Raw genomic sequence first — 11,667 nt, 5'->3', positions numbered from 1 at the left:
CTCTCCCGCCTGCGGGGGAGGGCTGGGGAGGGGGCATGGGTGGATCGATGAAGCGCGCCACATGGATTTGCACGGCGGGACACATGGAATTTCACCGGACAAATGCACCTCTAAGAGGCCTCTGAAGCGGCTCTAAGGGGTGTCTTGTAGCGCGGCGGCCCTGAGGCGTCATCCTCCGCCGGCTATGATCAACTCTCCGGCCCTTTTGGGTAAGCGGCCAGCCCCATTAAGCGAGTAGCTCGTCTCTACCTCTTCCATCTCGAAGGCGGCGAAAATCTCCCTGACGCTGGGTACGTCATTGATAGAGAGCAGGAACCGCCCTTGCAGCCCGCCCAGCACCTCGGCGAGGCGCGCGAAGTCTGACCGGTCGAAAGCGGGGCCATAGTAGCCCTCGCTGCCCCAATAGGGCGGGTCGAGATAGAAGAGTGCCCCTTTGCGGTCGTAGCGGGTGAGGAAGTCCGCATAGGGCAGGCGCTCGATGATCACGCCGGCGAGACGCTCGTGCAGTTCCTCCAGGAGTGGACCGAGGCGGGTGACGTTGAACCGGCCCGACGACCGGGCATCGACCCCGAATGTCCGTCCGACCACCTTGCCCCCGAAAGCCGTGCGCTGCAGGTAGGCGAAGCGGGCCGCCCGCTCCAGGTCGGTCAGGGTGGACGGGTCCGTCGCAACCAGGCGCTCAAACTCACGCCGCGATGTGATCTGGAAGCGCAGCATCTCAAGGAACGCCACGTAGTGCCGCTGCAGCACCCGGAAGAAGGTGGCGACGTCGCCGCTGATGTCGTTGATCACCTCGACAGGCGGCGCCTGATGCCGGCGGAGGAAGACGCCGCCCATACCCACGAAGGGCTCGGCATAGAGATGGTGAGGGACTTGATCGATGCGCTCGATGATCCGGCCGGCCAGCCGGCGCTTACCCCCAACATAGCCTGCCACCGGCGATATCGGCCGAATGGGTCGGAAAACTGATTCTGCCACTGGTGGAACCCCCACGACTCAGTCAGCTTCCGGCGCCGCCTTGTGCGGTGGGGCGGGGAAGCGTCGATGTTCGTCAGCGCTTCGCGGGGTTTCCTTGGCCGGGGTCCCGCGTTCGGAGCCTTAGCTGCTCCGATCACCGCCTCCCGGCCTTCCATGGGTGGATGGAGCGGATGGCCGCTCGATCTCGGAGGTAGAGACGATCTGCGGCTCCATCTCAGCCGCGCGGCTTGGCTACTGCCGATGCCAGACGCCGAACCGCCGGAGATTCAAGGTGGCGCTGCCGGCGGCCGAGAAATACGTCACAAAGCGGAAGCTGAACCATCCGCGTGCGCCGGAGGCGATGGTGAGCCCCTCCGTCTCCGACACGAAAGTGTAGTTGCCGGACGGCAGAGCCACAGAGGACGGGTCGGTAATGCCGTCCTGCGTAACCGTGGTGACCCCGGCGCGATTGGCTTCGAGATAGGCCCCAGCGATCTGGAAGCTGGTCGCCCCGGCCGCCACGTCGTACTCGCAATTGGCGTAGTAGGTCTCGCCCACGATCTCCTGCTCGGCGGGGAAATCGTAAACGATCCGAACCTCGCCTGCTGCCCCCGCCGTGATGGCGAGCTGGAGATCGTTGCCGTAGGGTCCCGCCACCACTGAGCCGACGATGGAGGAGCCCGCCGGCGCAGTGACCTTGGAGATGCCGAGCGGCACCGTGCCCGTCATATATTGGGTGCCGCTGGTGCCGCCGCCGGAATAGCCGGAGCCGCCCGTGGTGGTGAGCCAGAGCGGGTTGGGGTGAAGCTGCGCGCCCCCGTTGGCGAACACCTGGCCCGCCGAATAGACGAGACCATCGCAGGGCGGGGCGATCTGCTTGATCAGGTCCGCGAACTTGCTGCCGAGCGCGTGGGCCCCGGCCATGAGGCCGATATGCAGGCCGTCGCCGGAATGGGCGGGGTTGAGCGCCATGGGCTGGGACGGGTCCATCACCACGGCCGCCGCGTCGAACAGGATGGCGCCCCGGTTTGCCCGGCAATAGTCGCGCACCTGCCGATTGTAGCGGAACACCGCGCCCATGTTGGCCGCGGAGCTGGCATAGGTGTTGGCGCCCGTTTCGGTGATGAGGATCACGCCGCGGCCGGTGGCGGTCCAGGCGTCGGCCACCGGCTTGATGTTGGCCGTGAAGTGGTCGACCGCGTCGCCATAGGTGCCGATGTCGTTGGCGACGCCATAGATGACGAGCCAGTAGCTGTTGCAGGCGAGCGCCTGCACGACATTCTCCGGCGTCAGATACTGATCGGAGCGCTGGCCGGACACGGCAAAGGACCGCTCCACCCGCATGCGCTGGCCGGACAGGCGCAGGGCCATGGCGAGGAAGTTGGCGCCGGAGCGCCGGAGCTTGGTGGAGGGGTCGGTGAAGAAGCCGGCCAGCCGGCTATCCCCCATCAACACCATGCTGTTGCGGTTGTAGCCCTTCAGGTGCTGGATGAGATCAGTCAGAATCCCCACGAATTATTCCCCCATTTCAGCGGCGAAGGCCGCATCCACCTGCGCAAAGGTCGTGACGCTGCCGGCGACAATGGCCGCGCCCACCGCCTCCTCGGCGGCGAAGCAGGCCTCCACATGGGCGCCGACGAGCAGGCCGAGCGCCTCGATCTGGGCGACCGTCAGGTCCACATATCCGCCCCAGCTCTTCCATCGCGCGCCGGCCTTGCCGGCCCGCGCGAGGTAATCGAGCGTCGCGGCGACGCGGGTCTGGCACTCCAGGTCGGAGGCGAACAGCGACCCGCCCATCTCCACCCCGGCGCCTTCGGCGAGGGTGCGGCACGCGGCGGCGCGGGCCAGCAGTTCTTCCGCCGTGCGGGGCAGATCTTCGGGAGCCGGGGGCGCCGGAGGCGATGTGAATGCCGCGCCATCCCAGAGGTCGCCGATATTGGCGGTGTCGCTCTCGACACCGACCTCGCCGGGGAAGAGGTCTTCCCAGCCAGGCGCGCAGTGCAGGATGCGGGTGCAGATGCCGTCCGCATGAAAGGCGACGCGCATGATCAGACCTCCACCACCAGGGCCCAGCCGTCACCGCCATTGGCGCCGGCCACGGAATCTCCGTTCAGGTCGCTGCCGCCACCTCCTCCACCCCAGGTGCCGGCCGTCGCGGCAGAAGACATGAAGTCATCGGTGCTTCCCCGCCCGCCGCCGCCGAGCAGGCCACCGCCACCGTTGCCCGCCTGATCGACGGGAGAGACGGTGCTCGGGCCGCCCGGGTTGCCAGCGCCGAGCCACTGGCCGGTGATGCCGACGCCAGCGGTGCCGCCCGGTACGCAGGAGGATCCGGTGCCCCAGATCCCTCCGCCGCCCGGCCCGGCGACCACATAGGCCCCGAAGGAGGTATTGCCGGCGCCGGCGCCGCCGTTGCCCGACACGACGCCGACGCCACCGGCCGCGACGGTGATGGTGGTTGAGGCGATGCCGGTGATGTCCAGCCAGGACATGGCCCAACCGCCCGCGCCGCCGCCGGAACCGGCGCGGCGCCCACCACCGTCGCCGCCCCCGGCCCCGCCGGGCCCGTGAGCGAGCGCGAGGGCCCGCCTCGCACCCTCCGTCCGGGTCCAGAGCTGGGTGGTCGTGTAGAGGGCGAACTTCGGCAGGAGGATCGACCCGCCGCCGCTCCCGCTGCTCGAACCATCCGCGGCCCGGATGTTGCTGACCTGCCAGACCTCGTCGCTGGCCGAGTAGCGGAAGGCGACGATATCGCCGGCGCCCCATGCGTCCGCCGCCAGCGCGGCGCCGGCGAGTTCGATGGGCTTCGCGGTGAGCAGGTTGACGGCCAGCGTCGCCGGCCCGGTGTTGGCCGCGGGCATCTTGACCTCGCAGGCGAGGCCGTCCACCAGCGCCGGCGGCGCCACCGCGAGCGTGGCGACCACGGCATTCGCCGTGCCGGTGTTCACCGCATAGGTCCAGGCCTGCTGCTGCACGATGCGCCGCAGGGACTCGATGATCTGCACGCGGCTGCCCAGCGCCGGCGCGAGGCCGCAGATCTCGATCAGGCCGATCAGCTCTTCCTGGATGTCGTTGAGCCAGTTGGCCGTGACCTCCGTGCCGGGCAGGCCGGCAGTCATGTTGCGGTCGCGGAAGCCGTTCTTGCCGCCGCCGAGGTCGATGTGGTTCAGGCCCTGGATGCGATCCATCACACGTCCTCGAGATAGACGAACACGACCTCCGTGTGCGCCGGCTTGGCGCGACGGATGTCGCATTCGATGTCGGAAAGCTGGAAGTCGTAGAGGAGGTCGCCGGCCACGTTCTCGCCGGCCCGGAAGATGGTCCATGCGCCCAACGCCAGCTTCACCACCCACACGAACTGCTCCGGGGTGTTGACCAGCTCCTCGCCGGCCTGGAACACGCCAGCCTGGCTGGGCCGGCACTCCTCGATCTCGATGGTCACGCCCCTTTTGGCGGCGAGGCCGACGAAATAGGGGATCGACTGGCCGCCCCGCGCCGTCCAGCGCTGGTGCGCGAGCTGCTGGCGCTGGGCGATGCTCATGGCGGTGGTGTCGCGGCCGCAGGGGTCGGGGCCGAGCACGCGCTCGAAGTCGTCGAGGCAGAGCACCGCGGTGCGCGGGTCGATCTCCTCCATCATGGCCTCGGCATTGGCCTCGACCACGGCGAGCGCCTCGGCGAGCGGGCGCAGCAGGGCGCCGGTGACGCTGTCGGGGTTGCGCTCCCAGATCCAGCCGGGCGGCAGGTGGCCCAGCGCCTCGCGGTGGATGGCGTCGGCAGACCGGCTCATGTCGGCACGTTCCAGGTGATGGCGCCGGGGATGGGCAGCTGCAGCGGGCCCGGCACGATGTCGGCGGCGGGCACGGTCATCTCGTGGCGATACTCGCCGGCGGCCGCCGAGATGGCCTCGCCGAGGCGCGAGCGGTAGAGCCGGCCGCCGATGGTCGCTTCCCGTGCGAAGAAGGCGGCGGCCGCCGCATCCACCGCCTGCCGCACCCGGGCCTCATAGGGGTCCACCGCCAGCGTCATGGGCTGGGGCAGCAGCTCGCAGGCCAGGAGATAGGCGTCGGCGGTCACGGGGCGCAGGCCCTGGATATGCGCCAGCATGGCGTCCAGCTCCGCCGCGATGGGCGGCCGCGGCACCGCGGCCGTGCCCATGGCCACCACCACGCCCACCGTGCCGAGCCCGACCCAGTTGGGCAGGCACACCACCTGGCTCGCGGCGAAGTCGTTCTGGATCCAGCGCGGATAGTCGAAGCGGGCGCCGCCATGGGCAGGCTCGCGGATCTCGGCGAGGAGGCGCGCCAAAAGGGAGGCCGCGGTCTCGATCGGCGCGCCGCCGACGATGCCGTCGGCATCCACCGTGGCGACCTGGGCGGTCAGGCCGGCGACGGTGTCGAGGATGGTGAGCACCAGGCCCGCCGGGGCGTTGCCCGACACGCCGGCGTCCACGGCACGGATGTCGAGCACCGCGGTGCCACCCGCATCGACGGTGGCGGCCGAGACCACCTCGTAGATGACGGTGCCGGCGCCCTGCAGCCGGGTGAGGGCCGGAATGGTGACGTCCGGCGCGCCCGTGACCTCGGCCCGGCCGATCGCCTTCGTCGCTGGCCGCTGCGTCACGCCCCAGATGTCGGCGTGCCGCAGCAGCTGCTCCAGCTCGGCGGTGTCCGGAAAATACTGGTCGCCCCACCAGCGCAGGTGCAGGTGGCAAGTGTAGACGGTGAGGACGGTGGCCCGGATGATCGCCGCGACATAGCCCCGCGACGAGCGCACGGCGCGGGCGATGGCGCGCGGGTCCGCATCTGGCCGGGCCTTGCGCAGCGAGGCTTCGGCGGACGCCTCCATCTGGCGCGCGATGTCGTCGGGCGTGGGCAGGGGGAACGGCATGTCAGATCCGCCGCGTCAGGGCGATGGCCTGGCTGTCCACCACCACGCGATAGGCGAGGATCTGGGAGGTCTTCCACTCGACCTCGATCGTCGCCGCACGGCCACTCTCCTGCTCAACCCAGGCAAAGCCCTCGCCGAGCCATTCCGCGGTCATGAGCCGGGTCAGCTCGGTGTGCTTCGCCCGCTCCAGCAGCCACAGCCGACAGCCGATGAGATCGCCGCGCACGTCCAGCGCATCCCCCGCCCAGCCGCGGCGCTCGACGAAGGAAGCGGGCACATTCAGCTCGGAGCGCCCGCTCGGCAGCTCGTCGTCGGGCCGGGCCCGGCGGTCGCTGCCGATGGTGATGAGCATGGGGGTGATGGGCGTCTCGTCGAGCAGCAGGTCGCCGTCGTCTCCCAGCTGCGCATCCGCGCGGCGGGTGACCGGGTCATAGACGAGCGCGACGTCGAGCCAATCGGTTGCCATGGCCGCGAGCGTGCCCGGCATCGGCACCGGCGGACATGCTGACGGGCGCAGGCTGCTAGATGCTGCTAGATGTCGGGGGAGGGTTCCGCGCCAACCACGGGCGGGACAGACACAGTGATACCCGCAGACGTGACCGCGAGGAAGTGCCCGCCGGAGGAGAGCTTGGCGCCGCCCGCCCAGGCGGTGAAGCGCGATCCGTCGTCCATGCGGCCACGCACATAGCCGTCCGTCAGCTCCAGCGTATGGCCGTCCTTCTTGCACACCACCTTGTTGCTGGTGACGATCTCGACCGTGCCGTCCGCCTTGATGTGCACCCGGCTGCCGTCGATGCAGTAGAGGGCCGCCTCGCCCTCATCCAGGTTGCCGAGCCGGACGCCCGGCTGGCCCACCGGGAGCGCCACCAGGTCGCCCTGGTCGCCGCCCACGGCGAACAGCACCACCAGCCCGTTGCGCGGCGCCCGTGAGGCGAGGCCGAACGTCTGCAGCACCTCCACATCCGCGTGTTCCACGTCCTTCCACTGGGTGACGTTGACGGTCTGCGCCTCGCTATTGTCGTTGGAGGCGGTGACGCGACCGCGGGTCACGAGGCCGCGGATGAGGTGGGCCGTCTCGCGATCGGGCATCACAGGGCCTCCGCCGTGCCGTCGAGGCCACCGCTGCCACCGCTGCCGCCGCCGGCGCCGCCCTTCTTGGTCCCCTTGTGGTTGCTCTTGCGCGTCTGTTCCGGGTCGTACGCATCCGGCCCGGTGAGGCGCAGGTGCGTGCGCTCACCCCGCTCGTCGAAAAGATAGGCGACGCCGGCGACGAGCATGTCCTTGAACACGTCGTTGAAGCTGTCCTCGACCCCCACCAGGGTGTTGGGCTTCCAGAGCTGGCCGTTGGCGCGGTAGCCCTTCAGCTCGTATTCCAGCTTCTCCTCGCGGGCCTTCGCCGTGCGGGCCAGCCACTCGGCCTGTTGCTTCGCCCCCTCCTGGGTGAGCTTGGTGCGGCCGAGCGCGACATGGGGGCGATGCCGCCTGATCTCCCCGTCCTCGGCCGATCCGTAGATCTCGGTGCCGGCGCCCTCGTGGCCGGCCAGGGCGTCGAGATAGTCGCCGGGCACGCCGCCGACGAGCGGCGCGGCCGTGGCATCGAGATGGGGCGTCTTGCCCTTGCGCTTGCCGGCGGCGCCCTCCGCCTGCCCCTTCACGTGGTACTTGTCGTGCCGACCCTTCGTGCTGAAGCAGCCGCTGGCGGAGATCACCCCGTAGGAGGGGAACACGATGTCGGCCGCCGCGCGCGCCTTGCCCGAGCGGGTGAGGACGACGCTGCCGACGCCGTCGCTGGTCGCCAGCACCCCGCGCTGGCGGGTGTATTTCTCGACGGCCGAGAGGCCGGTCTCGGCCACGTCGATGGTGGCCCGGTCGATGGGCTCGCCCACATCCACCTCGGCGCGCACCTTGAGCCCGTACGGCTCGCAGATCTTGCGACAGAAGGCGTCGAGCTTGATGTTCCTGTGCTCGAACGGGCCGTCCACGCAGGCCGCGCCATCCACCAGGTCGCCCGTCTTGTCCCGCCCGGAGATGGACACCGACACCTGCTGCACGTCGGCGTGCGGCGTGATCTCCTCCACATAGCCGACAAGCACCTTTTCGCCGTCGATGGTGATGGTGACCTCGTCGAGCACCGCCACCTTGTGCGCCAGCGCCGCCAGCGTCGCGAAGGGCCAGCTCGCCACCGACCGCACGCTGTCGCGCATCTCCAGGGCGAAGGACCCGGAGATCTCGGACAGGTCGCGGGTGATCTCCACGCGCGACCACTCGTCGAAGGTCTGGCCTGCGAGCTTGAGGGCGATACGCCGCGTCGTCGCGACCGTCATATGAGCACCTCGACGCCATCGGGCGGCACCGCGCCGGGGTGGCGCAGCCGGTTGCGGCGGACGATGTCGTGCAGCATGGGCACCACGGCGGCGGGATCGTCGCCCGAAAAGTGCTGGGCCAGCAGCCACGCGCTCACCACGCCGACCGGCTGGAAGACGCGCACCTCGGGCAGGCGGCCGATCACCTCATGGAGGTCGGAGGCGAGGTCGGCCCTCAGCTGGGTGATGGCGCCGAGCACGGGAGCCACCTGCCCCGGCGCATCGGGCGCGAGGGCGATGGCATCCGCCTCGGCCTGGGTGAGCGCGTCGTCGAGCGCGTCGCGCCAGGCCACGGCGTCCTGGCGGCTCTCATAGTCGATCTCCGCCGCCGTCTCCACGGCGCGGGCGAGCGCCGCCACCTCGACCGCGAAGCGGGCGGCCTCGGCCGACAGGCCGATGGCCTCGATCTCGCGCGCGGCCGCGGCGATGGCGAGGAGCAGCGTCGCCCCAGGCCGGGCGGTGAGCGAGGGGGTCTCGGTCTCGCCGCTGTAGCTGCCGATCGCCGGCACGTCGCGGCCGATGGCGAGGGCGGCGATGGGGGCCGGCAGGGCGACGAGGGCGGCGGCGAAGGCGACCACGTCGTCGCTTTCGCCGGAGGCATCCACCACGGCTTCGAGCGCGGCGCGCCCTGCCGCCAGGGGGGCGGCGAGGTCCGGCGCGCCGCGCGAGGCGGCGGCCCGGCCCTCGATGAGGTCGGCGGCGGCGGTGATGGTGCCCCGCGCCGCGGCGATGGTGCCGACGCCGGCGATGGCGCGGCGGCCGGCGGCGACGAAGCTGCGCACCGCCGAGAGAACGGCAGAGACCGATGAGAGCAGCGTGCCGAGCGTCGAGCCGAAGCTGGGCACGCGCGAGGAGGCCGGCCGGAAGGTGGCGTCGAAGCGTACGACGCGCAGCTCGGTGGCGGAAAAGTGGATGCTGGCCGGCTGGTCGACCACGACGGTCTTCTCGCCGAGCCAGGGGTGCAGCAGCGTGCCGGTGCCCGGCGTCTGCAGGGCCGCCTGCAGGGCCAGCGCCCGGGTGACGTAATCGTCGCCGACGATGAGGCCGCGCACGGTGATGGGGCCGTCATGCTTGCCCAGATCGTCGAACGCCACCTCGTCGATGCCGGGGAAGATGGTGACGACGATGCGCCGGCCGACCTCGTGGGACGCGTCCGGCACGTGGAAGTCGATGCCGCGGAAGCGGCCGGGCTTGAGGCCCGGCAGCAAAGAGGAGGCGCTGTCCCAGATGCTCATGCGCGCCTCACGCCCGGCCGACCACCGCGCCGCGGTCGCTGACCAGCGGGACGGTGGGGTTGGAGGACTGCACCCGCTCCACCTGGGCGCCGCCCACCGCCGAGACCACGATGCGGCCGCCCACCTCGCTGCGGGAGGCCACGGCGCGAGCGGAGGGGATGGCGGATTGCTTCTGCGGCGACGGCGCAGCGGGAGCCGCCGGCGCGTCGGGCGCCGGGCTGGAGCCTTCGGCGCCGGACGCACCCCCGCCGCCGAGCCACGAGGGCACGGAGAATTTCGGCATGAGGCCGGAGATGTAGGCGACGGCCGAGGACCAGGCGCTCTTGATCTTCTCAAATGCGGCATTGGCGGAATCGTAGAGGCCGTTCCACGCGGTGCGGGTGGCCTCCACGATGGAGTTGATCTTCTGTTCGATGGCGCCGCCGATCTCGTCGAGACGAGTCCGGATGATGGCGACGGCGCGATCGAAGCCGGCCTGCACCGCCGGGCGCAGCTGGTCCGCGAGCCCCGTCACGGCGGCCACGAGCTTCTGCGCCTCGGCGACCACGTCCACGCCGAAGGTCTGCTTGATCCACTCGTTGAGCATGGTGCCCAGCTCGCGCAGCACCCCGAGCGCGCCGGAGCCGATGGCCTTGAGGCCGGCAAGGATGAGCCGGCCGCCTTCCGCCGCGCCAGCCCAGTCGCCCCGCAGCAGCGAGGCGATGCCCTGCACCGCGCCCGTGACCACCGCACGCAGGCCCTGCCACATGGAGCCGAAGTGACCGGCGAAGCGGCTCCAGTTGCGCCAGATGAGGATGCCGACGCCGGCGAGGGCCAGCAGCACGGCAATAGCGGCCCCGATCGGGGAGAAGATCGCGGCAAAGACGGTGATGAGCACGCCGATGCCGGCGCCCACGGCGCTGACGACGGGACCGAGGATGGCCAGCGCCGTCACCACCGCGAGAAAGCCGCCGGCCACCGTCAGCACGTTGTCGATGAGGCCGGGATAGGCCTTGTCGACCCGGGCGACCCAACGCAGCATCGCCTGCAGACCCTCGTTCATCCACGGCAGGTTCTTGGCGAAGGCGAGGCCGACACGGCGCATCGCCTGGGTGCCGATTTCGCCAAACAGCAGCATCTGGGTCGACAGGCCGGCGAACTGGGTGTCGAAGTCGCGGGCGAGGTCATCGAGACCGGCCTTCTTGATGGCCTCTTTGAACTCCTTGTACTTTTCGATGTTGAGCATCATCGGCACCAGGAAGTCGAGCACCTGCATGTCGCCGAACAGCTCGCCCAGCTTCGAGCCGGCGATCACCTTCTTGATGCGCTCCTTCACCTCCTCCACGGCCTGGGCGTCCGTTTTGCCCTCCGCCTTCGCCTTCTTGAAGATCGCATCGACCTCCTGCTGCGGGACCTTCGTGAGCTTCAGGATCTTCTGGATGGCCGCCTCGATGGGGTTGATGCCCTTCGCGGTGGCGTCGGCCATCACCCGGACGATATCGACGCCCGCATCCTTGAAATTCTTGATGGCGTCGGGCGAGAGGATCTTGGCGAGGAAGTTCTTGAAGTTGTTCGCCGCGGTGCTCGTGGAGCTGGTGCCGAACATGGCGACCTGGAGCGCCGCGCCGATGGAGGCGACGGCCTCCATCCCCGTCACGCCGAACTTCGCGAATTGCGCGGTCAGCTCCGGCAGTTCGCGCGCCATGTCCTTGAACTCGAAGCGGCCGAGCTTGCCGGCGGTGATGAGCTTGGCGAGCGCCAGCTCCATCTGGTCGGCGCCGATCTTCAGGTTGCTCGCGAGGGCGCTGGCGGTCTTGGCGGTGTCGAGCGCATCGGCGCTGGCGGCCTTGGCGACCCGGCCGATGGTGGGCATGAGCCGGGTGATGAGCGCGTCGTCGAGGCCGGCAGAGGTCAGCAGTGCACGGGCGTCGGTGAGCTGATCGGAAAGGATGCCCACCTTCAGCGCCAGCTGCTCCATCTCGGCGCCGATCTCGCGGATGCGCCGCTCGGCGCCCTGGCCGAACGCGCCGGCCGTGACCACCATGTCCCGCAGCTTCTGGTCGAAGGCGGCGGCCTGCTGGAGCGGCACGGCGAAGGAGATGCCGGCGATGGCCGCGCCGATGGTGCCGATGCGCCGCGCAATCGCCCCGAACCGCTCGAAGGCCCGCTGCAGCCCCCGCAGCGGCGCCGTCATGCGGTCGATGAGCTTGACGAGGACCGAGACTTCCATCGTCTTCCCGGCCATC

11 protein-coding genes are annotated in these 11,667 nt (G+C 70.1%); all 11 read right to left on the bottom strand.

Annotated features, from left to right (window positions below):
- Window positions 1–168: 168 nt before the first annotated feature.
- Complete coding sequence (locus K9U40_RS10360) at window positions 169–936, bottom strand: DNA adenine methylase (protein ID WP_282890118.1); 768 nt, start codon at window positions 934–936, stop codon at window positions 169–171.
- A gap of 273 nt (window positions 937–1,209) precedes the next feature.
- Window positions 1,210–2,469, bottom strand: a complete 1,260-nt coding sequence (locus K9U40_RS10355) for an SGNH/GDSL hydrolase family protein (protein WP_282890117.1) — start codon at window positions 2,467–2,469, stop codon at window positions 1,210–1,212.
- 3 nt (window positions 2,470–2,472) lie between these two features.
- Window positions 2,473–3,003 (bottom strand): DUF4376 domain-containing protein, encoded by a 531-nt coding sequence (locus tag K9U40_RS10350; RefSeq protein ID WP_282890116.1) that lies wholly within the window; start codon window positions 3,001–3,003, stop codon window positions 2,473–2,475.
- A 2-nt stretch (window positions 3,004–3,005) separates the two neighbouring features.
- Entirely contained in the window at window positions 3,006–4,145 is a 1,140-nt protein-coding gene (locus tag K9U40_RS10345) for a hypothetical protein (RefSeq protein ID WP_282890115.1), read from the bottom strand.
- Window positions 4,145–4,744: a YmfQ family protein gene (locus K9U40_RS10340; RefSeq protein WP_282890114.1), complete on the bottom strand. Its 600-nt coding sequence runs from the start codon at window positions 4,742–4,744 to the stop codon at window positions 4,145–4,147. Before K9U40_RS10340 ends, K9U40_RS10345 begins: the two co-directional genes overlap by 1 nt.
- Window positions 4,741–5,844, bottom strand: a complete 1,104-nt coding sequence (locus tag K9U40_RS10335) for a baseplate J/gp47 family protein (protein WP_282890113.1) — start codon at window positions 5,842–5,844, stop codon at window positions 4,741–4,743. The genes K9U40_RS10340 and K9U40_RS10335 overlap by 4 nt, the downstream gene beginning before the upstream one ends.
- Window position 5,845: 1 nt before the next feature.
- The gene (locus K9U40_RS10330; RefSeq protein WP_282890112.1) at window positions 5,846–6,310 is read right to left on the bottom strand and encodes a phage GP46 family protein; all 465 of its coding nucleotides are present in this window, start codon (window positions 6,308–6,310) and stop codon (window positions 5,846–5,848) included.
- A gap of 65 nt (window positions 6,311–6,375) precedes the next feature.
- Entirely contained in the window at window positions 6,376–6,933 is a 558-nt protein-coding gene (locus K9U40_RS10325; RefSeq protein ID WP_282890111.1) for a phage baseplate assembly protein domain-containing protein, read from the bottom strand.
- Window positions 6,933–8,168 (bottom strand): phage baseplate assembly protein, encoded by a 1,236-nt coding sequence (locus tag K9U40_RS10320; protein ID WP_282890110.1) that lies wholly within the window; start codon window positions 8,166–8,168, stop codon window positions 6,933–6,935. Before K9U40_RS10320 ends, K9U40_RS10325 begins: the two co-directional genes overlap by 1 nt.
- On the bottom strand, window positions 8,165–9,442 hold the full coding sequence (locus tag K9U40_RS10315; RefSeq protein WP_282890109.1) for a DNA circularization N-terminal domain-containing protein: 1,278 nt from the start codon (window positions 9,440–9,442) through the stop codon (window positions 8,165–8,167). The genes K9U40_RS10320 and K9U40_RS10315 overlap by 4 nt, the downstream gene beginning before the upstream one ends.
- Before the next feature lie 7 nt (window positions 9,443–9,449).
- Window positions 9,450–11,666, bottom strand: a complete 2,217-nt coding sequence (locus K9U40_RS10310) for a phage tail tape measure protein (RefSeq protein ID WP_282890108.1) — start codon at window positions 11,664–11,666, stop codon at window positions 9,450–9,452.
- Between the last annotated feature and the right edge of the window lies 1 nt (window position 11,667).

Source organism: Xanthobacter autotrophicus (assembly GCF_030015065.1).
Taxonomy (GTDB): domain Bacteria; phylum Pseudomonadota; class Alphaproteobacteria; order Rhizobiales; family Xanthobacteraceae; genus Xanthobacter; species Xanthobacter autotrophicus_D.
The sequence above is the reverse complement of the archived record's forward strand: the minus strand, read 5'-3'. Positions and strand labels throughout refer to the sequence as shown.